At 35.3% G+C, this 22,741-nt stretch carries 19 protein-coding genes and 2 pseudogenes; 11 read left to right on the forward strand and 10 right to left on the reverse strand.

All coding sequences use genetic code 11. From position 1 onward, the window contains the following. Window positions 1-11: 11 nt before the first annotated feature. From mobC to tnpA, 6 genes are all read left to right on the forward strand, one after another. Complete coding sequence (gene mobC, locus H4J67_RS21020; RefSeq protein WP_182203338.1) at window positions 12-383, forward strand: plasmid mobilization relaxosome protein MobC; 372 nt, start codon at window positions 12-14, stop codon at window positions 381-383. After that, a complete protein-coding gene (locus H4J67_RS07570; protein WP_182203339.1) occupies window positions 380-1,420 on the forward strand; it encodes a hypothetical protein in 1,041 nt (346 codons plus the stop codon). Before mobC ends, H4J67_RS07570 begins: the two co-directional genes overlap by 4 nt. A gap of 25 nt (window positions 1,421-1,445) precedes the next feature. Then, window positions 1,446-1,661 carry a hypothetical protein gene (locus tag H4J67_RS07575; RefSeq protein WP_182203341.1) on the forward strand — a complete coding sequence of 72 codons (216 nt, stop codon included), beginning with the start codon at window positions 1,446-1,448 and terminating at the stop codon, window positions 1,659-1,661. Further along, a complete protein-coding gene (locus H4J67_RS07580; RefSeq protein ID WP_182203343.1) occupies window positions 1,661-3,121 on the forward strand; it encodes a type IV secretory system conjugative DNA transfer family protein in 1,461 nt (486 codons plus the stop codon). The genes H4J67_RS07575 and H4J67_RS07580 overlap by 1 nt, the downstream gene beginning before the upstream one ends. Before the next feature lie 229 nt (window positions 3,122-3,350). Beyond that, on the forward strand, window positions 3,351-4,127 hold the full coding sequence (locus tag H4J67_RS07585) for a DnaJ domain-containing protein (RefSeq protein ID WP_182203345.1): 777 nt from the start codon (window positions 3,351-3,353) through the stop codon (window positions 4,125-4,127). A 404-nt stretch (window positions 4,128-4,531) separates the two neighbouring features. After that, complete coding sequence (gene tnpA, locus H4J67_RS21195; protein ID WP_404842780.1) at window positions 4,532-4,711, forward strand: IS66 family insertion sequence element accessory protein TnpA; 180 nt, start codon at window positions 4,532-4,534, stop codon at window positions 4,709-4,711. 67 nt (window positions 4,712-4,778) lie between these two features. On the opposite strand, the pseudogene H4J67_RS07590 reads toward tnpA, so the two are convergent. The 9 genes and pseudogenes from H4J67_RS07590 to H4J67_RS21200 all read right to left on the reverse strand — a co-directional run. After that, window positions 4,779-4,865: pseudogene (locus H4J67_RS07590) on the reverse strand (integrase core domain-containing protein); the annotation flags it as partial. A 227-nt stretch (window positions 4,866-5,092) separates the two neighbouring features. After that, on the reverse strand, window positions 5,093-7,489 hold the full coding sequence (locus H4J67_RS07595; protein WP_182203346.1) for an ABC transporter permease: 2,397 nt from the start codon (window positions 7,487-7,489) through the stop codon (window positions 5,093-5,095). Beyond that, entirely contained in the window at window positions 7,473-8,171 is a 699-nt protein-coding gene (locus H4J67_RS07600) for an ABC transporter ATP-binding protein (protein ID WP_220471621.1), read from the reverse strand. Before H4J67_RS07600 ends, H4J67_RS07595 begins: the two co-directional genes overlap by 17 nt. Beyond that, window positions 8,158-9,405, reverse strand: a complete 1,248-nt coding sequence (locus H4J67_RS07605; RefSeq protein WP_182203348.1) for an efflux RND transporter periplasmic adaptor subunit — start codon at window positions 9,403-9,405, stop codon at window positions 8,158-8,160. The genes H4J67_RS07600 and H4J67_RS07605 overlap by 14 nt, the downstream gene beginning before the upstream one ends. Beyond that, the gene (locus H4J67_RS07610; protein WP_182203350.1) at window positions 9,392-9,766 is read right to left on the reverse strand and encodes a hypothetical protein; all 375 of its coding nucleotides are present in this window, start codon (window positions 9,764-9,766) and stop codon (window positions 9,392-9,394) included. Before H4J67_RS07610 ends, H4J67_RS07605 begins: the two co-directional genes overlap by 14 nt. Beyond that, window positions 9,759-10,502, reverse strand: coding sequence for a hypothetical protein (locus tag H4J67_RS07615; RefSeq protein ID WP_182203352.1), 744 nt, complete (start codon window positions 10,500-10,502; stop codon window positions 9,759-9,761). Before H4J67_RS07615 ends, H4J67_RS07610 begins: the two co-directional genes overlap by 8 nt. Before the next feature lie 40 nt (window positions 10,503-10,542). Beyond that, the gene (locus tag H4J67_RS07620) at window positions 10,543-10,707 is read right to left on the reverse strand and encodes a hypothetical protein (RefSeq protein ID WP_182203353.1); all 165 of its coding nucleotides are present in this window, start codon (window positions 10,705-10,707) and stop codon (window positions 10,543-10,545) included. Beyond that, window positions 10,707-10,853, reverse strand: coding sequence for a hypothetical protein (locus H4J67_RS07625; protein ID WP_182203355.1), 147 nt, complete (start codon window positions 10,851-10,853; stop codon window positions 10,707-10,709). The genes H4J67_RS07620 and H4J67_RS07625 overlap by 1 nt, the downstream gene beginning before the upstream one ends. Window positions 10,854-11,297: 444 nt before the next feature. Next, a complete protein-coding gene (locus H4J67_RS21200) occupies window positions 11,298-11,591 on the reverse strand; it encodes an integrase core domain-containing protein (RefSeq protein WP_182203356.1) in 294 nt (97 codons plus the stop codon). Between the two features lie 1,636 nt (window positions 11,592-13,227). On the opposite strand from H4J67_RS21200, the gene H4J67_RS07635 reads away from it, so the two are divergent. The 5 genes from H4J67_RS07635 (at window position 13,228) to ilvD (ending at window position 22,333) form a co-directional block, all read left to right on the forward strand. Continuing rightward, window positions 13,228-15,564, forward strand: coding sequence for a TonB-dependent receptor (locus H4J67_RS07635; RefSeq protein WP_182203358.1), 2,337 nt, complete (start codon window positions 13,228-13,230; stop codon window positions 15,562-15,564). 62 nt (window positions 15,565-15,626) lie between these two features. Next, window positions 15,627-19,112: a response regulator gene (locus H4J67_RS07640; RefSeq protein WP_182203360.1), complete on the forward strand. Its 3,486-nt coding sequence runs from the start codon at window positions 15,627-15,629 to the stop codon at window positions 19,110-19,112. A 60-nt stretch (window positions 19,113-19,172) separates the two neighbouring features. Next, window positions 19,173-20,087: a diguanylate cyclase gene (locus tag H4J67_RS07645; protein WP_182176404.1), complete on the forward strand. Its 915-nt coding sequence runs from the start codon at window positions 19,173-19,175 to the stop codon at window positions 20,085-20,087. A gap of 220 nt (window positions 20,088-20,307) precedes the next feature. Continuing rightward, window positions 20,308-20,457, forward strand: a complete 150-nt coding sequence (locus tag H4J67_RS07650; protein ID WP_182176403.1) for a hypothetical protein — start codon at window positions 20,308-20,310, stop codon at window positions 20,455-20,457. Between the two features lie 169 nt (window positions 20,458-20,626). Further along, complete coding sequence (gene ilvD, locus H4J67_RS07655; protein WP_182176402.1) at window positions 20,627-22,333, forward strand: dihydroxy-acid dehydratase; 1,707 nt, start codon at window positions 20,627-20,629, stop codon at window positions 22,331-22,333. Between the two features lie 111 nt (window positions 22,334-22,444). Here ilvD and H4J67_RS07660 read toward each other — a convergent pair. Further along, window positions 22,445-22,741, reverse strand: a pseudogene (locus H4J67_RS07660) (GTP 3',8-cyclase MoaA); the annotation flags it as partial.

A 22,741-nucleotide genomic window follows, 5' to 3' on the forward strand; every position in this document is an offset into this window, starting at 1 on the left:
GAGTGATACTGGTGGTAAGTGAAAAACGAAAGCGATATTTAGACGACTATGTTGATCAACGTAAGCGTATCAATATCAGTTTATCGGCTGACGAATTTTTAAAAGTTAGTCACCTTGCCAACCTTAATCAAACCAAGCGCACTTCTTTTATCACTCAACTTGTTCAACATCACTTAAATAAATCACCATTTATTTCATCGCAACTACAAGATGAAATAAAGGAAATGAAGTTTTTAATACGCAATGTTGCCAACAATATTAATCAAATAGCACATCGTTCAAATACCCTTAAGGTAATGGTCGATGAACGAGATTTATTAATGGAGCTAAAAAAACTGGAAGATGATATTGCTACTTTTATTCACAAGGAAGCAAATAAGTGATCATTAAATCAATGAGCCGAAAGCATCGAACATTTTCTCAGCTTTATAATTACATGCGTGATGGTTCGTCACGTAACAGCGAATATGACTACTTTTCACATAACGTATATTCGCGTAAAGATAAGGATATAGTTGCAGAGTTTGTTGCCAACTCTCGCAAGGTAAAAGCACGTAAAAACGGTAATTATCTTTTTCATGAAGTGATTGCTATTACTAAATCAAAGCAATTAACACTTGATCAAGAAAAAGAGCGGCTATTTGATATTGTTCGCAACTATGTGGGTATGCGATGTAAACAAAACTTAGTTGTTGGTTACTTGCATGATGAAAAAGACAACAATGTGCATTTTCATCTTATGATAAGCAGTAACGAACTGGATGCTTATAAAAACCAAAGATTAACAAAATTTGATTTTGACAAAGCTAAAAAACAGCTAGAGCGCTATGTAGTTGAAAAACATCCAGAGCTTGAGCAAGGCATTATTATTAACGCCAAAAAAGAACAGAAGAAAAACAGACAATCTAATAAAGCGGCAGAGGTGAAACGAAAAGGAGGCCGTTTAGAGAAAAAAGAAAGTATGATCAAAATACTAAGTGGCATATTCAGCAAAAGCAGTTCAATGGATGACTACTTTAAACATTTAAATAGCCAAGATATTGAAATGTATAACCGTGGTAGTGCTATTGGCTTTTTGAATAAAGCTGATGGCAAAAAATATCGTTTAAAAACGCTGGCGTTGGAAAATGAATTCAAGCAAATAGATGAATTGATTAATTCAGTTAATCGTCAATCAAATGCGAAAGAACAAACTAAAAATAATGAAACTAAATCTGAGGAAAGTACTCAGCAACAGGAAAAAAATCAAAGCCAAGAGGGTAATTATAAGCCAGAACAAAATAACGAAAGCTCTCAGCAAAACGTGAATAAAAAAGAGCAAGTAGTACAAAACAAGGCTGATATTAAGAAAGCTAGAGAAGCGTCCTCAAAAGTTAAAAATGGAAAAATCAAATATAAAAACAAAGGTTTAGATCGTTAGTAGTATTAACACAAAAGGTGATGAAATGGATATATTAGGTTTTTTTGATGGTTTATTTAGTGCCTTTTCTGCTGCTCGCTCAGGTAAAAAAGTAGATGAAGAACGTGATAAAAAAGAAAGGTTAACTCAACAGAAGTTCATGCATGAAAATATACCAAGTGGTCGATCAAACAAAGAAAGTATTAAAAAGGCTAGGGAACAACAGGCTAAAGGCTCAGAACACGATAAGGATATGCGCTAGTGTCTAAAATAATGAAAGATACCTTTGCCGGTTTATTTAAAATTGGTTCTCACATCGCTAAAAATAAGCTACTGGTTAAAGAAGCTGGTGCTAGGTTTGCTTCTGCAAAAGAACTGTCATCGATTTTTTCACCTAGAAATAAAGGGTTATTAATCGATGGTCAAAGCAGCCGTATATCTCAAAAAGATTCATATGAACACGTTGCGGTAATAGCAAAACCGGGTAGTGGTAAAACGACTGCCTTTATAATTCCCAACATTTTTGAACTATCAAATTCGAACTGTTCGATGATTGTGAACGATCCTAGTTCAGAGGTATATCATCTCACTAGTGGGCATTTAAAACAGCAAGGATATCGAGTCTTAAAATTAAGCCCTGACGATTTAGCTTCATCTTCACGTTTTAACCCTTTTGCTGGTTTAGATGCACGCCACACAATTGAAATAGAGCAAGTTTGTGCAGCAGTTATTATGTCAAAGTACAATACTGATAAAGAGCAACTTTGGAATGATGGCGCAATTTCCATTATGGAAATATTGGCTAAGTGTTTAGCCTATAGTCAACCGCATAAACTAAACCTTGTTGAGATAAATTCACTAATACAGCGTTTTGGAAGTGATGGTTCAGGGTTAGATGATTGGGTGGCTGAAAATGCTGTTAATCCTTATTACCCGAACGATAAAAGCTTAGTTGAATCATGGATTGGTTTAACAACCAGTAATGAAAAAATGCTGAGTAGCTATGTTACTATCTGTAAAACCGCTTTGAAACAGTTGAACAATCCACAAGTTCAAGAACTATTAGCCTCTGATACGCTAGAACTAGAAAGTATTCGACAGCAAAAAACAATAATTTACCTAAATTTTCCAGAGTCACAGCAAGCTTATTATCAGTTCATCATTGACGTATTTTATGCACGCCTTTTTACCGAGGTGATGAAAGCTAAACCAACAAAAAATGAATTAGATATTTACGCGTTTCTTGACGAGTTTGGTAACTCGTACATCCATAATTTTAATACTATTATCACTAATGTACGGAAATATAGAGTGTCATTATCTCTGGTATTTCAGGGCATATCTCAATTAGAAGATAAGTACGGTGAACAAAAAGCGAAAGCGATAAAAGCAGGCATTGGTAGCTCCCTTATTTATAAAGGGGGCGATTTAGATACTAACCAAGAGTATGCCCAAATTATTGGTAAACGCGTGATCACACAGCGGGAAAATTTCACCAGTGTTGTACAGCAATACAATGAGATTGATTTGTTTTCATCTAGCCAATTAAGAACCCTTGCTGATAATCAAGCAGTTTATATTTCAAAACACCATCAACCCGCCATAGTTGAAACAGTTAACTTTTTTAATCATTCCCGTTATGCTCGTTTATCTAGGAAACAACCTGCTCAATGTAGTGGGCAATCAATCAAACTCGATTTTGATACCAAATTAAGGATATAGCAATGAATACGGAGACGATGGTATTTCTAGGAATATTCTGGTTTGCAGGATTATTTATTGGTTGGTTTTTCCGAAATGGAATTTCACTTTGGGGCATCATTGTAATTTGCTGCCTAGCACCTGTTTTCACTATAGTTTCAACTTTAAATTGGTGGCCGTTAACATTGTCATTTGTCGTTGGGTTACTAATTCATACATGGAAACCGTTATATAGGAAGTTACAAGAATTATGACAGAGTTATTTTTTGGTGCGGCGGCATTTATATTTATTGGTTACTTAATCGGTAAACTGTTTAAAGGATTAAATCCGTTTTTAGTTATTTTAGGTGGCTTTATACTAATAGGGATCGCTCCTGTTTTCTTACAAATGGAACAACGAGACTTTGCAACAGCATTTTTTATTGTTGGCTTTATACTCAATTTTGAACGACCTGTTACTAAAGTTAAGTATTGGATAAGTGATTTGTTCGGTTCTATCAGCTTTAAGCGAGCTAAGGCGGGTTACGTAGCAGATATTGCACAACAGAAAGACCAAGCAGTGGCTGAGTTATATCGTCAAAAGCAACAGGTTGAAGAAGAACTAAGACAACAAAAATATCAAGCAGAGCAAGATATTGAACGCCAAAGACGCGCAGCCGAAGATGACATTCGTCGACAAGCTGAAAATCTAAAACGTGAACAAGAAAAAGCGCGATCTAATCAGCAAAAAAATAAAAATAATAATAGTCAAAATAGACAAGAAAATGGCAATGGTCGACAAAGTAAAAATTCAAGTAATACTGACTCAGGGTATTTAAACCCTCAATACTTTCCAGACGCTTGTGAAATTTTAGGTAAAGGTAAAGGTTGCACAATAAAGGAATATAAAGCCGCTTATATACAACTTATTAAACTGTACCATCCCGATAAAATAGCTGGATTATCAGGTTCGAGAAAAGCTCAAGCAGAAAATGAAGCTAAGTTAATCAATGCTGCTTGGGATACTATTAAAAAGAAATTAAGGTAGAAGGATTTAACCCATTTCCATATTGTCTCAAGCCCAATTAACGAAGTAAAAAAGATTACCGTTTAGACAGAAAAATTTATTTTAACTCAATAAGGAATATTTATGACAACAGAAATTTTTCATTTTAAGACTCTAAACCGTGGGGATAAAATTGAGCTTGCGTTCGTGGTACATGGGGGTATGATTCTTTAGGGAGTATTAGAAGAATATTTTTTCGGAAGTACCGATTATTTGAATCTAACATGGCAAAAAAATAGTTGGTTATACTTGTGGCCTTTTAGAGGTATAAAAAGTGGGCGTTTGCCTAAAAAATGGAGTTTATACGTAAGCGGGTAATTATCCCCACATACCAATTTTAATCAAGCTTGCGCATAATTATCTCAGAAAATTAGCATTAGGTCATTATGAATAAACAGCAAAAAATAAAACACTGGTACAACATATTTGAACATCAACAACGTAGCGATTTTACTATTATTCAATTTTGCCGGGATAACAATATTAACGTGTCCACCTTCTATGGTTGGCGTAATCCGAAACTCGATATCGATTCATACTACCTTGGAACGTCCAAGCTTAGCTAAGTGCCTTCCCCAGAACTTTACTCATTAATAACCTATTGATGATTATTAAAGCTAACTTTATTGTATTGAGACGCTCTGTCTTTAAACTTCTAAAAAATCGTTCCATCACAGCATTATCCCAGCAGTTTCCTCGGCGGCTCATACTGGGCGTTATATTTAATTTCGCTAATTTGGCATTAGATTTGTTTTTAAATTAAAAAACATATCTAGGGTGCTAATATTAAGTACATCGACTAATACAAAGAATTTTGCAAGCCAACACAATACCTAAACCCAGTTCAATATGCGCGAACTGGGCTAACTGCTTTCGCTCTGATGGCTTGACAGCTTTTTTTAAGCTCCCGCAAGATAGCCACAGATCTTTTATATGCGCTTGGGATATTATAGGTAGTCAGCAACGTTTTTAAGTTTCTGCTTTTTATATTGATATACAATAAGTGAGGTAAAGAAAATAACCAGCGTAGGAACCAATACGGACATTAGAAATATATTGTAATTAAGCTCTAATATAAAATATTCTGTTTGCAAGTTTGATTTAATTAGAATGATCAATGCCAAACCAGTCACTACCCCGATCAATAAAGGAATTAAATTGTCTTTTAATGTTTGTATTAATTGATTTCTGGACTTTTCTCCTAAGACCTTTTTTATTGCAAACTCTGGCATTCTGCTAATTTCATGAAATGTTATAAGTCCATACAAGCTTGCTAAGAGTATTAAAGAAGTAAAAGCTATAACAATACTTATTATACCAACTATAAATCTCTCTTTTTGAGTGTGCTCAAAAGTGAGTTTTTCATAAGAGCCAAACTTATCAATGTATATATTTGTATTGTCTTCTAAAATATCATTCAGAGAATCTTCGTTTATTGATATATTACTTATAAAGGAAATTGCTACTTTTGAAAACTTTTCTTGGTCTATAGTTTGATAAATTTGATGAATAGAATTTTCATCTTCACTTTGTTTATTAGACGTCACATTTTCTACAATACCAATAATAGAGTAACTCTTATCAGATAAAGTAATCGATTGCCCATCGAGAATCGTTATCTTGAGTTTATCAGCCAATTTTTGATTGATAATTATATTATTCTTCTTTAAAAGCATATCATCTATATCGAAATATCGACCAGATAGTAAGTTTATTTGGTTAAGGGCTAGGTAATCCTCATCAATTGTAACAAGTTTAGATATCCCTTTATTGTCATCGTCAAAAGTAAATGTAGTAATTGCAAACATATTTCCAATTATTGGGTTTAAACTAACAGATAATTTTGAACTTGAAAATTTTTCACTAATATTTTGTTTAATTTCTTCCAGTACGTTTGAATCGAAATATTCTGTTCCTGTAGATTTAAGAGTTATAAGATGCTTATTATTAGTATTAATACTAGTAAACCCATTAATAGCATTTATATTTTTAATTAGAACATTGGACAGTATTGCTAAAACTAATACCGAAATAGTAATTTGAATTGCTATAACACTTATTCGTTTAAGTTGAGAAATAGACCTTTTCGCCCCCTTTGTGCCAGATTTCAACACACTTGATAACGAAGACTGTTTAATAATGGTTATAGAAATTAGTGCATAAATAGAAGATATGACTACACTCAGAGTGAGTAGAAAAATAAATTGATTAACAAAGGGAACTTCTTCACCTAATCGTGATAAATGACCTTCTCCTGCGACTACTAAGGTAGCTTTGATGAAGTGTCCTATCAAAATCCCCAGTATTGAGGCGAGGCCCAATAAAGTTAGGTACTTTAAGAATAGCTCTTTAAAAAGTTCTTTAGCTTTTGCTCCGAGTAAAGCCTTAACGGCGAAATCACTTAGGTCGTCAAAAACATTACTGACAGTTAAATTCGAAATTCCTACAATCGAGATAACAAAAAGTGAGGTAACTCCAATACTTAATAAAATGAGTAATTCTAAAGAGTCTTCTGTTGTTTTTTCTCGAATATTTACAAAATAAGATTTTATAGAAGTATTAGCAGGCCAAGAAGCTACAATGTCTTCATGCACCCCTTCGAACTCTTTTTCTATTTTATTTGATGCACTTGAAAGGCTTATTCCATCATTTAATAAGCCTATTATTGACAAGCCATTCTCAAAACTATACAAGTTTGAATTATCGATATCAGCATAACTGATAGGTAGCCAAAAATCTGTTTTCTGATCTTTTAATAGTTCAATCGGTAATGTTTTACTACTTAGAACTCCTTCAATACTATAAACTTTAGACCCGACGGTAATTGAATCATATAAAACATTTGCACTTGAATTAAATCTTTCGCGCCAAAAATTTTCACTGATTACAACTTTAGGGTTATTTAAAGTCTTACTATATGAGGCTTTAAGGTGACTCCCTTTTAACATTTTTGCCCCTATTAACTGAAAATATTCTGGGGATACAAAAGCATATTGAACAGCAAAAGGTTTAGTTTCAGGTGTAAGCCTAAACTTATCGTTAATAACAAGATTATGAAGGATTTTGCTTTGTAAAAGTTTAGAGTCTTTATCTAATGCTGATGCTATTCCTCCAGTAATATTTCTCACTTTCATTGTGCCACCTATATTAAGATAGCTTTCAAAAGAGATTAAGCGTTCTGAATCCTTATACGGAAGTGGTTGAATCACGGTATTGTAAAAAATGCTACCTATACTGATCAAAAGGCTGAATGCAACAGAAAATAGCATTACAAAAGGTGCATTAAATGCACTGTTTTTTATATTTAATGCGCCTAAAGTAGGTAGCTTAGCGATTGATATCATTGATTAACATCCCATCGCTTATATGTAATTGTCTCGAGGATCGTTGGGCATACTTTTCTTCATGAGTAACAACACAAATAGTCATCCCTTCACTGTGTAATTGATCAATCAAGTTAAAAATATCTTCACTATTTTTAGAGTCAAGGTTTCCTGTCGGTTCATCTGCTATTAATAGAGCTGGTTTAGTAACCAATGCTCTAGCTATTGATACTCTCTGTTGTTGACCACCGGATAGTTCTGAAGGAAATGAATTCAGCTTATCTTTTAAACCTAAACGATCCAGTATGTCTATAGCATCACTTTCATTGGTCTCAGTTTTATTTTTACGGTACTTAAAAGGTAATTTGACATTATCAATAACATTCAATGAATCAATCAAGTTAAACGACTGAAAAACAAATCCAATATTATTATTTCTAATCTCAGCTAGTCCATCATCATCAAAATCAAAAATAGAATTACCTAATAACTTATAACTACCAGAGGTCGGTTTTTCTATTAAGCCTAAGATAGATAATAAAGTTGATTTACCTGCTCCTGATTCGCCAATAATTGAAACATATTCTCCAGACTGTATTGAAAAGGAAATATCATTTAAAACTTTGGTTGGATTTTTCTTACCAAATATTTTAGAAATATTTTCGACTGTAATGAGGGGAGATCCATTTTTATTTATTGACAAAAGCAATTTCCTTTTTTTCTTTGAAGAGGTTTGTATTTGAAATTATAATTTGATCATCAGAAGATAACCCATCTAGCACTTCTATTTTGTTTGCAGATGCCTCTCCAAACAAAACATCTTTCTGAATCGCATTGCTGTTCTTAATAATATATATTTGGTTTATTTGGTTTGGTATTGCATTGTGAGGAATATCAACAAGCAATACATTTTCTGAAGTTTTAAAAATAATCTTGGCTTTCACATTCATTTGAGGTCTAAATTCACTGGGCAAGTTATTTTCTAATCTTACTTGAACCGTAATATTACTATCTTTAATCGTAGGCTCTATTCTTTCAACTTTACCTAAAGCTTGACCAGAGGTATTAGATATATAAACCTTCATTCCTACTTTTAGATTGTATAAAGCATTTTGAGGGATTTTTACCACGGCTTTAAGCTCATCAACACTCCCAACATCTCCTATTTTTTCTCCATGTGAAAGTGTTTGACCAATTTTAATATCAATATTTTGTATGAAGCCTTTGATACCTGCACGAACTTCTAAATTGGATCTCGCTGCTTTCAATTTTTCAAATTTACCAGAGATAAGAGAAATTAGTTCTTCTTGCGCATTGATCTTAGTTTGGCGAACCTTACCAGACAAAAGCGACTTTTTTTTAAGTAAATTGTGCTGCTCTTTATAAAAATCTACATCAAGCTGTAGTTTCTTTTGTTCTAGCTTTGAAGCTATTCCTGATTCTGCAAGTTTGTCAACGATCTGATATTCAAGCTCTGTTTTTTTATACTGCTTGTTTAATTCTAATAATGCTTGCTCATCAGTAATTAAAGCTAACTGTGCATCACTAACAGTCTTGAGTAGTAGAATTTGATTTTTTTTTAATTCATATTCTATGTCTGCCAATTGACTGTCAAGCTTTGAATTTGAAAGAAGGATTACAATACTATCCTCAGTTACTTCCGACCCAGGATACATATAAATTTTTTCTACGGTGCCACCGTTAGGGGCAGATATTATTCGCTGTACAGATGATTGTAGTTTTCCAGTTCCAAGCGATACTTGTTTAAGTGTCCCTATTCTAACTACGCCTGTTTTAATGGATTCGTAAGTGAAATCTGCACCTATGTTTTGTAGTTTATAGATAAAAAAAACAAGTACTCCGAAAATAAATAACCATAAATAAATACTTTTTTTAGGTGTTAGTTTAGTTGGGAGTGTAAAGCTAGTTGGTTGCATTTTGGAACTCTGGTAAATCTTGAATTAATTGTTTTGAATACCCTTTTATCTTGATATTATTGGTAACAATGATAGGGAATACGTCTGAGTTAAGCTCATGAAAAATATTTGAATTATTCAGCTCTTTACTAGGATCAAAATTATAAAACTTCACCCTATTTTCTTTAAGCAATACCTTAAGTTCATCACAATATTTACACCAATCTACAGAAACAATAATGATATCTTCATCTAGATTCTTGAAATATCGAGAATAATTACCTTCCTCAATAGAGTTTTTCTTATTTATATGTTGAAATATAGAGAGTGATATGGCAAAACCAAACGCTAAAGTAAGTACCCATATTAATACATCACGCATTATCAATTCTCATAATTATTAATGTTGCTTCAAACGAAGTAACAGCGTAAAAAGGTATGGCATAAAATGAATATTTAGCATCTTGATTAAGTTTTTGGAACAACTGACTAAACTCCCTTTCGTTATCAAAGCGAAGTGTCGCTACACATCTTATTTCTCTGCAATTGACATCCGAAACATTAAGGACGTCAGAAGAGTTATATGCTGAAAGAGCATCTAGAAATTCATCTTTTAAAGAGTTATCCCAAGTCCCGTATTGTTCATTTTCATCTAATTCGTCTAAAAAATATGAATGCGTTGCCTGCGTATTACCTAAGTTATTCGTAATAAATGCTAGATCTATAATAATAAAGTCAACATCATTGTCTTTGCTATAAGCTCCGACTAAATTGTCACCAATGGCTTTAATTGAGAATTTCTCCTCCTTATACAGTTCTTTGTATTTGCCATAACGTTCAGTAGACTTATCTAGAATAGAAAGATTAGAGGTTAGTGTGCTTTTTTGTTCATCAATGCTTAAAGTTGCTTGTGTTTTATTCCGATTAATACTTACTTGGCTTGAATTGTTAAATTCATCATTAAATGATTTGACTGGCTTGTTTTGATAAATATCAACAACTTTTGGTTTATGAATAATAGTTGTTTCTGGTGTGCTAGTATTTAAAATCCAAATTATCCCTAGTAATATAATAAAACTAATTGCCAGTATAAATTGCTTGTATTTATTTTTTATCATAAGTGCGTCTTCTAATTTTAAAACTTTATTTTTTTAAATTTTATTTTTCAATTTCTTTACAGGCGCCTTTTTCACAAATATAACCACCCATAACTTTACTACATTTAGTCATATCACATAACATGGGTACGGCATATACAGTTACCGAGGCGGCTACAGATGCACCCATTATTAATCCGGTTAAAGCAACTTTTAATTTATTCATTATTTTTCAACCTTGTCTTGACATAGAAACGTTCCATCTTTCATTTTGTGGCACTCTAACTCTTTTTCTACAGCATAAGCAGCCATAGATACAGAGCCAAAACTTACAAGAAGCGTTATTAATAACCTTTTACTAAATTTGTTCATTTTCATTCCTTTTTATTGATTTATTTAACCAGAAGACGCAGTGCTATTTTGCAAATTAAAGAATAGGTGGAAGAATAGTGGAATAAATACCCTTTAAAATCAACGCTCCTCCTTAAGTGCGTCAAGGATGTTAACAAATCGTTTAGAATTAGTAAACACTTTTGTAGCAAGGTGTAAGCAAATGTTGTTCCGTTCGCACCGTACAGTCAACAAGGGCTATAAAATCAGCTGTCATTTTTAAAATACTTGACCGTTAACTTTCTTTATTTTTAAGCATAAACCAAGAATTAATTTTCAGTTTTTTGCCAAATTAATCACTGTTGCTGGTTAATTACGCTCTTTTGCAAGTTGTAGATGTAAAAAGTATCATTATGTCTTAATAATGATACTTTTATTTAGTTTCAAATATGCATTTTTGCGATCAATCAGGAAAATAAAATCCAGTTAACACGGCATCCCAATCAGAAACATATTGTCCTTACCTTTAGGGTTACTGTTAATAAAAAATTCAACAGGTGTACGATCATTTAAGTTCGAATGAACTCTCACATAATTGTACCAAGCTTGAAAACTATCTAATTCTACTTGTAAGTAGTTAGAGCAAACTTTTGACCAATCAAGTTGTTTATATTTGGATTTAAATATGCCTGATAAATGTTCAATGCTTCCATTTTGGTAAGGGCAAGTAATATCATATTTTTGATGTCCTATACTTAACAACTTTAAGCCAAGATTCATGAATGAAGATCTAAAAAAGTGTTCACTATTCGTTCTGATAAACGTAGGAAAACCAAGCTGTCGTATAGCGCTAACAAGTTCAAATAAAATATTTTTCAGAATGTTTTGATTTTAAGTGCTGTAATTTCAAATTAAGTCGAGAGCCATGAACTACTTTGCCTAAACTAACTTGCTGTTTAGTTGATAAGTTTACAGTAGTTAAATCAAGTCCCCATGTTTGATTCACAGGAATTGAATATGGGGTTTATCTTTAATATCGCGTTTTACTAGCGCCAGTTGATATTTATTTGCTTTGAGTTTTTCATAAACAAATGCTTTGCTAGCAGACTCACCTTTATCACAATATCAACGATTAAATGTGGCTGCTATTTTTCCACAACCATGATTTACCATCATGGCTTTGAGGTAAATGACTTTTTCAACAATCCATTTTGGTTTATTACGGTTTGACCTGTAAGCATTTATTGTTTTTGGATAATAGCTATCATTTACCCTAATCTTTGGCTGACAAATACGTAGTGGTTTAAAAAGGCAATAAAACGAATAAAAAACTAAATTAATCATCCGTAACACTAATGTACATTTGAGCCTTTTTATACTATTTAGGTTTCATTATTTATGTGTCTAGCGCATACTTTAAAATTTATTTAAACTAAATGAAACAACGATGTTTCAATATTTTTCAATAACTTAGGTTAGGTGCACATGCTTCAGGGGTATAAGGTGGGGTATCAATAAAATCCCCGTATTGAATTTTTAATAAAAACAAATAGATAGTTCATGCATGGGCGGCATGATGTAAGTAGGATTTAAACTCTAAATCTATACAGTCTAATCATTTAAATGAAAGCCCGAATAGCGATATTCGGGTTTTTTTTCAACCCTATCTAGTTTTCTGGTGAAAGGATATCTTGTCAAATGATCATTCTCTAAAGAAGGAGAAAATGAAAAGTATAAACTACCTAGGTGCTCACTGTGGGCTTGGTTTAGAAACGTTTATGCTACGTTATTCATTTCGAAAAGGGATCTTCTATTTTTATCAACTAATCAAGTTTTCCTTTTACAAAAAAACCATACATATCGGCATTATCCATATTGCAGGTGGATGTATAATTATGTTGCCTGAGTAATTAATATAGGGAGGAAGATTATTCATACTTATGTCCTTAATATAACTTTATGATATCAAATGAAAAAATATCAAGTTGATACGTCATAAACTCTAAACGTTATATTTTGTAAAAACAACTTTTTTGGTAGAGATAAATATCATCCATGTGGATCCTTACTGATCTTAACTTTTTGGAAAATATAAATAGGATCTATACTATATTTTTTCTGTTATTAGTTAATATTTCTGCTAGAAGTAGACCTACAATCACTAACAACTAGGCTTTTTTATAGTCGTATTAAGTATCAAAATTCAGAAAATTATATTTATGGGTAATGATAAAATATTTATGAAATAGGTCTTTGATAATATCTTAAAAATAAAAACATTATAATTTTTCATGTTATTCATAAGAAAGAGCGTAATGTAAGAGCCTATACCGTTGAATAGAGGCATTGTTCATTGAAATTAATCTATTGCATGCTTATAGTTAATGCTAAGGTTTTTTGTGGACTTCAATATAATATGCAGGTGTTTCCTTCACGCTTTTCTTTAACGTTTGTAGCTCCTTTCTTTCTATTATCTTTTTTCTCTTCTGCCCAGATGCAGGACGTACTAGTTGTAAATGAGCAGAGCGAATCGGCGTCAAACGTAGATGTTTTAGTCTTATCAGAACCATCAAATATAACCCCAAAGCCACATCCAATGTTGGAAGTCATCGTGGTAACGGCACAGAAACGCACTGAAAACATTCAAAAGGTGCCGGTTTCAATATCGGCTTTTGATAGCCAATCATTGTCGAGCTTGGGTATTCTCTTGCCATCAGATATTGCTCAACAAACGCCAAATCTACAGGTGTCAGAACCTTATGGAGATGCGCAGCCTATTTTCACATTACGTGGAATTAGTATGACGGATTTTAATACCAATCAATCTAGCCCTGTTGGTATTTATTTCGATGAGTCACCAGTTGAGGCATCTTTTATGCAAGCTTCACAGTTGTTTGATATTGAGCGTGCCGAAGTTTTACGTGGTCCTCAAGGAACGTTATATGGTAAAAACACGACCGCTGGAGCTATCAATTTTACGAGTAGAGTCCCTGAATTTGAGCGAAATGCACGCTTGCATTTATCCTACGGCAATAATAATAACCTTCGCGTTTCAGGCGCAGGTGAAACCGTATTTCTTGATGATACTTTGGGACTAAGAACCGCTTTTACCTACAGCGACAGTGATGGGTTTTATGGAAATAACTATGAAGGCGCTGAAGATTTACGAGAAATTAACAATTGGGCGCTTCGAACCTCGTTACGTTATAAAACAGAGTCGATTGATGCAATATTACGTTTACAGTTGGGTAAAACGCTTGGCAATACGGCGGGTATTATTGCTAAAGGACGAGGTCCAAATGGTTATGATGTGGCGGGCTTTTTTAGTGGTGGCGTAATAGAACAACGTATTAAACAAAACTATGATGACTTTGAAGGCTCTGAAGATAAAGTGGGTGCCTATAACACAGAAACAGATAGTCTTAATTTAACCGTAAAAGGTGCATTGACAAAAGATATTGATTATACCTCCGTGACAGCATGGTCGAAGGGTAAAGCGTTAAATGAAAACGGCGATGGTTCACCTGTCTCAATTCTTGAAATAGATTGGAGTAGTAAGATTGAACAGTGGTCACAAGATCTACGTTTAACGACCAATTTTGAGGGCGACCTTAATGCTATTGTTGGTGTGTTTGTTAGTCACGATAAAATGAAAATTCAAAACGACCTGAGCTTTTTGTTATTCACTGAGTCTTTAGGAGTGCCTTTTGATCCTTCTCTAGCGACCAGTGGCTTTACAGTGGGTCAAAGCTATCAACAACAGCGTGATTCTAAGGCTATTTATACGCACTTAACCTACGACATTAATAAGTTGTTAGAAGGTTTCTTGGGGGTGCGTTATACCAAGGATAAAGGAAAACTTTCTAATGTACATTCATGGGTGGGCGATTATGATGCTAATCACGCCTATGACTTAATTGTAGATCAGCCACCTAAGCGTTACAACGATGACAAAGTAAGCGGTAGTATGGGATTGAAATATCAATTATCCGATGAGTTTATGCTTTATGGTAGTTATAGTCAGGGGTATCGCAGTAGTGCTTTCAATGGTGGTGCAACCTTCAGCACAACTGAATTGACAATAGCTGAGCCTGAAACGGTAGAGGCTTACGAAATTGGGATAAAGTCTCGTTGGTGGGATAACCGCTTACAGTTTAATGGTGCGCTATTTCACAATAATTATAAGAATCAACAACTGGTTAATATTGTTGGTGCTGTACGATTTCTGGAAAATGCAGGTAGCTCGTATATTGATGGTGCAGAATTAGAGTTTCGTGCGCTACTGTCCGAAGACTTATCAATTAATATAGGTCTTGGTTTACTCGATACAGAGTATGATGAACTTAGCTTAACAAACCCGGCTACAAGTTTACCCGTTGACCTTTCTGGTAACCAATTACCTTCGGCGCCCAGTGTAAATATGAACATTTCTGTGGATTACATTGCGGCTAGGGGGAGCTGGGGAGAGGTATCAATGCACTTTAATAGTCAATATGTGAGTAAACAGTGGTTCTCTGCTTACAATGATGACTATGGGTATGAGGGCATTAAAGCAGACGGTTATATGCAGTCAAATGCTAGGTTTACTTGGTCGTCTGCAAATGAAAGTTATGATGTATCACTGTGGATTAAAAATATTGAAGAAAACAATGAGCCCGTTTATGCCATTAATGCACAGCAAACGTTTATGTTTGATTATTATATTATGCCAATGCCTCGGCATTTTGGTCTTGATGTAAATTTGCGATTTTAAAAACCTCTGCTATTTAACTATTGCTGTGTAGCGCTTCTAGTCTTATTAGGTTGATTGACTTTATGTTAAGAAAAACATTCATATATGCTAATGCTTTGTTGTGTGTCGCTCTGTTGTGTGTCATGTCATTCAGTGTAAGTGCTACAAAGGTAGAGCCGCTAATATTAAATTCTTCTACCGTTGACCGAGACTTTAGCGATCTTGTCACATATTACCAAGCAGACGACGTACAATTTCCTGCCGGTTTAGATGACATACCTGGGTGGCTTGAAGATAAAAAAGTATTACCTCCTACAGCAATCAACGCCAGTGGAGATAAATTCTGGTTTGTGATAAAAATTTATAACCAGTCGGAATACAGTGACTTTGTTTTGTACCCCTATAATACGTTAATTGAGGAAATGCGCTTCTCCATTTATTCTCAAAACGGAGTACAGCAGGTATTCTCAGGAGAAAACTATCCAACTGAATACGATTTTCATTACGGTAATAACATCACACTAAATAGAGGTGAAACACACTATATTATTGGTTTTATTGAAAGTAGCTATTTTTACTTATCACTTAATATACGTGTCACACCGGTTGAAGCGTTTAAAGATCAAGTTACGCTAGAAAATTTAATTGTTGTACTGTGTTTGGGGATCGGACTCTCGCTGTGCATCTATAATTTTTTGATATACATGGCTTTTAAAGATCTCAGTCATCTTTACTATTCATTATTTACAGGATCATGGGTTTTCTATTGGACTCATTTTCAACTGATTTTCCCTCGAATATCAGGCGACTCTTATCCACATCTACATTGGTTAGGTGTTGCTCTGATGATAGTTTTTGGTATTTATTTTTATTCACATTTTTTGAAGTTGAAAGAGTTTCATCCAAAACTAAATAAACTTTCCATTTACTTTGCTCGCTTTGTTATTTGTTGCATACCTCTTGTTATGGCAGATCCTGGAACAGGATTTTGGTTGTTGACGATAACAAGTAGTGTTTATGTGCTGTTAGCTTTTTATGCGGGTATCTATTCTTGGCGACTTGGTTTTAGGCCTGCAAGATATTTTGTATTGGCATATATAACGCTATCCGTGCCGAATATGCTTAATAATTTGATTACGTTTGATCTATTACCTCCTATAAGTATTACGGGATATCTTTTGGGGCTGATTGGTTTTGCCTTGGAATCTATATTACTTGCTTTTGCGATGGCAAATAAATTTAGTTTGATTAATGAAGAAAATATAGAATTAAATAAAGGCTTAGAGGTTAAGGTTGATCGAAGAACTTCAGAGCTTGCAGTATCTAACTTAAAGTTAAAAGCAGCCAGTGAAGCTAAATCTGACTTTTTAGCAAAAATGAGTCATGAAATACGTACACCGATGAATGCGGTGATTGGTTTAAGCCGTTTAACTCTTAAAACTGACTTGGATAATGAACAAGAAGAGAATATTAAAAGTATTTTGGAGTCAGGTGAAGACCTATTAATATTAATTAATGAAATTCTCGATTTTTCGAAGATAGAAGCGGGTAAGCTAACCCTTGAAAAAAGTTCATTCTCATTAGAAAAGTTATTATGTAGAGCAATCAATCTTAATGCTTTAAAGGCTCATGATAAAGGTCTTGAGTTGATTCTGCATGTAGATAAAAATATACCTCCCAAGCTTGTAGGAGATTCTTATAGGCTCCAGCAAATCCTTGTTAATTTAATTAGTAATGCCGTTAAATTTACTGAAATAGGAACTATCTGTATCAAATTACAGATTAAAGAAGACAGGAAACAACAGTTAATGTTGCAATTTTCTGTTATTGATACAGGCATTGGCATGACTGAGGAACAGCAATCCAGATTATTCCAGTCTTTTTCTCAAGCAGATGATTCTGTGACACGAAAATATGGGGGAACAGGTCTTGGCTTAGCGATATCAAAACAGCTGAGTGAATTAATGGATGGAGAAATCTGGCTTGAAAGTGAAGCAGGTAAAGGTGCCGCGTTTCACTTTACAGTAATGGTAGACAAAGTCGATTTCAACTCGGAAATATTGGTTGATAAAAATAAGTTATCAGGGCTGAAGGTACTTATAGTCGATGATGCTCCTCTGGCTAGAGTTGTATTGCAGTCACTTCTAAATGACCTCGGTATTCATGCTGATGAAGCTGAATCAGGTAGAGAGGCAGTTGAGTTTATTAAGCGCTCTGAAAACGATGATATTTACTATGATATTATTTTTATGGACTGGCGAATGCCCAATATGGATGGCATTGAAACTGCGCGTCATATTAGTGAGTTGGCTATCAAGAAATCTCCACATATTCTAATGGTTTCAGCTTATGACAAATACGTGGCTCAACCACTCATCAGTGGTACGGCTATCCAAGGATTTATTGAAAAACCGGTTAATCAATCGATATTAATAGATGCTATTATGAATGTTCTCCCACCTCTTATGGAAGTGCGGCCGAGCACTTTTAAAACCCAAGTTACTACGCCGAATTTAGCTTCGTTTCATATTTTATTAGTGGAAGATAACTTTCTTAATCGTAAAGTAATGTTAGGTTTTTTGAAGGAGACGAATATTCAGGTAGATATTGCAGAAAACGGTTTGATAGCTTTGGAAAAGTTACAGAAATCGACTTACGACTTAGTTTTTATGGATATTCAGATGCCGGAAATGGATGGATTAACTGCCACTAAAGAAATTCGCCAGACATTGAAATTGGTTGATTTACCGATAGTCGCGATGACAGCCCATGCGATGCAAAGTGATGTTGACAAAAGTCGAGAGGTTGGCATGAATACTCATCTAATGAAGCCGATTGATCTTGATGTTTTGTATAAAACATTGGTCAGCTTTTTGAGTGTGAAGATTGAAACACATGTAAGCACATCTATAGAGGCAGAACTCAATATTGATAATAAAGCTGTTTTACTCGCTGATATCCCTAAAAATATGCAAGATCAATTATCCTTAATTATGCAGTTAAAAGGAATTAAATATGATTTAGCCTTAGGGAATTTAAAAGGCAATATTGAGTTTTACTTAGGTTTAATAAACGATTTTGTGAATGTTCAAGAAGGGAAAGAAGTCCTTGAACAGTTGTATCAAGAGGGCGACTGGGAGACTCTCCATCGTATTATACACTCACTAAAGTCGAATGCTGCTTATATAGGCGCTGTTGAATTATCGACATTATGTGATGAGCTGGAATACACCTTACAAGAGGGATCCCCAAACAGGGCTTTATTTGATATAACATTAAAGGAATTGGATATACTACTTACAGAGATTGCTCGCATAGTTAATACCGCTCAAACTGAGTTAACAGTTTCATTTTCAATCAAAAATCTACTCAATGATTTGGATAAAATAAGACCGTTGCTGAAAGCTTCTGATTTTTCAGTGGAAAAATATTTACCCGGAATACAATCAATGTGTAAGGATAGTGAATATTCATTTGTTATTAACAAAATAATTGAACTTGTTGATAATATTGAGTATGAAGAAGCATCGGAATATGCCGATAAACTGTATGCTCAAATTAGCCATTAGCCATTAGCCATGTAGAATTTATCTTTGTATAATATCTGAGTATAGCTGGGAAAAAAATTTATGAAAAATTTAATATCTGAGCGACAAACTGTCTTAGTGATTGATGATGAAAAAGCTAATCTTAAAATCTTAAGTGAACTTTTTAAGTCAAAGGTTAATATTATTTTGGCAAAAAATGGTACGCAAGGTATTGAAAAAATAATAAAATTTAAGCCTGATCTTATTTTATTGGATATTATCATGCCGGGAATGAGTGGGTTTGCAGTTATCAAGCAACTGAAAAAGAATAAGGAAACTTCTGCTATCCCTGTCATTTTTATTACAGGTCTGACAGATGTGGTCGATGAAAGTCAAGGCTTGGCACTAGGTGCCTGTGATTATATTCAAAAACCTTTTCACATTGATATAGTACTTGCACGTGTTAATCTACATTTGAAATTGGCAGAGCAGCGCATACAGCTTGAGCAGTTAGCAAATGTAGATTCGTTAACCTGTGTCCCTAATCGTCGAAAGTTCTACGAAATATTTGCTCTTGAGTGGCGAATGTCCGTCAGAAAAAATACATCTTTATCTCTGATTATGATTGATATAGATTATTTCAAACAATATAACGACCAATACGGGCATGCGGCAGGAGATCAAGCTTTAAAAATGGTGGCACAAGTGATTTTTAAGCAATTAAAAAGACCTTTTGATTTTGTTGCTCGTTACGGAGGCGAGGAATTTGTGGTATTGCTGCCGAACACGCCAGCTCAAGATGCCTTTAGTATAATGGAATCTTGTTGCCAAGCTGTGGAGGACCTGAAAATAGAGCACGAAAAAAACACCAGCAATAAATACCTGACAATCAGTATTGGTGGAGTCAATTGCTTTCCAACACAGCAAATGTGTTCTGAAGCGACGTTTAAGTTGGCTGACGATATGCTGTATCAAGCAAAAGAAGAGGGACGAAATTGTGTTATATGGCGCAATTAGCTTTCAGGAAAAAATCGTTGGTTTCTGCTTTTTTGTCACTATTTTTTCAAAATTTTTTATTCATTAACTGGACGCTATATGTAAAAGGAATTACATAATAGATGGGTCGATGATCTATCTTTTTTTGATAGGGTGTTATAGAGAACCGTACTTTTGCTATCTGGTGAAGCTAACCTATAACAGAGCCGAACACTTAGCTTGTAACCAAGCTAGAGATGAAATGATTGTTAACAGCATCAAAAAATCCGTAAACCATGGCAGCTTAGTCATTGTGATTACCAAAAGAAATGAGCATATTGAATTACTTGCTAAATTGATCGCTGATAAGGGGTTAACGATGCAAGCATTAATGATGGCCTACGAAAGTTGAGGGCAATGCAAAGGTGGGGTATTTTATTTAGAGAGTAATAATGTAAATACCATATTTTATATATTAACTTGGCTTTTGGAGGGATTGAGTCATGCTAAATATCTGGAATAGCTTTATTCCCTAGTGCATACTTTATGTTTACCCACATTTATTTCCGACGAGAAACATCATGACGCAAAACAGCAAAAATACCAGCGACCAAATCAATCGTCGTAGTAAAAATATTACAGAAGGGCCTTCACGCGCACCGAACCGATCGATGTATTATGCTATGGGTTACAAGGCAGAAGACTTCAATAAACCTATGGTGGGTATCGCCAATGGGCACAGCACTATTACTCCATGTAACAGTGGCCTGCAAAAGTTGGCTGATGCCGCAATAGCGGGGATCAAAGAAGCGGGGGGGAATGCTCAAGTTTTTGGTACCCCGACAATTTCTGATGGTATGGCCATGGGTACCGAGGGCATGAAGTATTCATTAATCAGCCGCGAAGTGATCTCTGACTGTATTGAAACCTGCGTACAGGGTCAGTGGATGGATGGCGTATTAGTCATTGGAGGTTGTGATAAGAATATGCCTGGCGGCCTAATGGGTATGCTGCGTGCCAACGTGCCTTCTATTTATGTTTATGGTGGTACCGTACTGCCCGGAAAGTATCAGGGGAAAGCACTTAATATTGTCAGTGTTTTCGAAGCCGTGGGCGAACATGCTGCTGGAAAAATGAGCGATGAAGACTTGTTGCAAATCGAACGCCGAGCTGTTCCAAGCACCGGTAGTTGCGGTGGTATGTACACAGCGAATACTATGTCGAGCTCATTTGAAGCACTGGGTATTTCTCTGCCCTACTCATCAACCATGGCTAACCCGCATGATGAGAAAGTAGATTCCGCGACAGAGTCTGCCAAGGTACTGATTGAAGCTATCCGCCAGAATATCAAACCGCGTGATATTGTGACCCGTAAATCAATTGAAAACGCTGTGGCGGTCATCATGGCCACCGGTGGCTCAACTAATGCCGTGCTTCACTTCTTAGCTATCGCCCATGCGGCTGAAGTGGAATGGACTATTGACGATTTTGAACGAGTCCGCCAAAAGACCCCCGTACTGTGCAACCTCAAACCTAGCGGAGAATACTTGGCTGTCGATTTGCATCAAGCTGGTGGCATCCCACAAGTCATGAAAATATTATTGGTGGCCGGTCTACTGCATGGCGACTGTTTGACTATAACAGGACAGACCATTGCAGAAGTACTGACATACGTGCCTGAGGTGCCACGAGCAGATCAGGATGTGATTCGTCCTATCAGCAACCCTATGTATCAGCAGGGTCACTTGGCCATTCTTAAGGGTAACTTGTCACCGGAAGGTTGTGTGGCTAAGATCACCGGTTTAAAAAACCCCGTAATGACCGGCCCAGCTCGTGTCTTCAACGACGAACAAACTGCTCTCGCGGCCATATTGGCGGGTAAAATTAAAGCGGGTGATGTCATGGTACTGCGCTATTTAGGTCCTAAAGGTGGCCCAGGTATGCCAGAAATGCTGGCACCGACAGGCGCTCTTGTTGGCGCAGGTTTGGGAGAAAGCGTTGGCTTAATTACTGATGGCCGTTTTTCTGGTGGTACTTGGGGAATGGTCGTCGGACATGTCGCGCCTGAAGCCGCTGCAGGTGGTAACATCGCCTTCATTGAAGAAGACGACTCCATCACCATTGATGCTAAACAGTTACTACTGCAACTGAATATCAGCGATGATGAGCTTGCTGAACGTAAAAAAGGCTGGCAAGCGCCAACGCCACGTTATAACCGTGGGGTGCAAGCCAAGTTTGCTTTTAACGCCTCCAGTGCCAGTAAAGGTGCAGTACTCGACGACTTCTAAGCATAATCTTTGTTAGTGCATAAAAAGCTCAGCACAGTATTTTCTGTTTGGGTTTTTTATATTACTTTTAAAAATTTACATGGTTTTAAAGTGTCGTTATGGCTGAAAATATCAGCCACCGATATACGACATCTCCACTTTTTTGTTGCCTGTCGTTTCTTCTGTTCGAAGTTGTGAATAGCGATCCTCACGCTGATTCCAAATTAATCCTATGGCACGGGTAATTTGCGTATCGCTCTTACCTGAACGCATAAGTGCGCGTAGATCATGGCCCGACTGTGCGAATAGGCAAGTGAACAATTTGCCATCAGTTGAAAGTCGGGTGCGTGTGCAGGTAGAACAGAAGGCTTGCGTTACACTGGATATAACCCCAATTTCGCCGCTACCATCGGCATAATTCCAACGTTT

This window comes from Colwellia sp. BRX10-4, assembly GCF_014077465.1.
Lineage (GTDB): Bacteria > Pseudomonadota > Gammaproteobacteria > Enterobacterales > Alteromonadaceae > Colwellia_A.

Excerpts from the sequence above, each read along its gene's own strand:
- H4J67_RS07605 (WP_182203348.1), bottom strand. The coding sequence starts at position 9,405 with ATGCAACCAACTAGCTTTACACTCCCAACTAAACTAACACCTAAAAAA.
- H4J67_RS07650 (WP_182176403.1), top strand. The coding sequence starts at position 20,308 with ATGATTGTTAACAGCATCAAAAAATCCGTAAACCATGGCAGCTTAGTC.
- H4J67_RS07620 (WP_182203353.1), bottom strand. The coding sequence starts at position 10,707 with ATGAATAAATTAAAAGTTGCTTTAACCGGATTAATAATGGGTGCATCT.
- H4J67_RS21200 (WP_182203356.1), bottom strand. The coding sequence starts at position 11,591 with ATGAATCTTGGCTTAAAGTTGTTAAGTATAGGACATCAAAAATATGAT.
- H4J67_RS07635 (WP_182203358.1), top strand. The coding sequence starts at position 13,228 with ATGCAGGTGTTTCCTTCACGCTTTTCTTTAACGTTTGTAGCTCCTTTC.
- H4J67_RS07610 (WP_182203350.1), bottom strand. The coding sequence starts at position 9,766 with ATGCGTGATGTATTAATATGGGTACTTACTTTAGCGTTTGGTTTTGCC.
- H4J67_RS07625 (WP_182203355.1), bottom strand. The coding sequence starts at position 10,853 with ATGAACAAATTTAGTAAAAGGTTATTAATAACGCTTCTTGTAAGTTTT.
- H4J67_RS07595 (WP_182203346.1), bottom strand. The coding sequence starts at position 7,489 with ATGATATCAATCGCTAAGCTACCTACTTTAGGCGCATTAAATATAAAA.
- H4J67_RS07640 (WP_182203360.1), top strand. The coding sequence starts at position 15,627 with ATGTTAAGAAAAACATTCATATATGCTAATGCTTTGTTGTGTGTCGCT.
- H4J67_RS07615 (WP_182203352.1), bottom strand. The coding sequence starts at position 10,502 with ATGATAAAAAATAAATACAAGCAATTTATACTGGCAATTAGTTTTATT.
- H4J67_RS07575 (WP_182203341.1), top strand. The coding sequence starts at position 1,446 with ATGGATATATTAGGTTTTTTTGATGGTTTATTTAGTGCCTTTTCTGCT.
- tnpA (WP_404842780.1), top strand. The coding sequence starts at position 4,532 with ATGAATAAACAGCAAAAAATAAAACACTGGTACAACATATTTGAACAT.
- H4J67_RS07585 (WP_182203345.1), top strand. The coding sequence starts at position 3,351 with ATGACAGAGTTATTTTTTGGTGCGGCGGCATTTATATTTATTGGTTAC.
- ilvD (WP_182176402.1), top strand. The coding sequence starts at position 20,627 with ATGACGCAAAACAGCAAAAATACCAGCGACCAAATCAATCGTCGTAGT.
- H4J67_RS07645 (WP_182176404.1), top strand. The coding sequence starts at position 19,173 with ATGAAAAATTTAATATCTGAGCGACAAACTGTCTTAGTGATTGATGAT.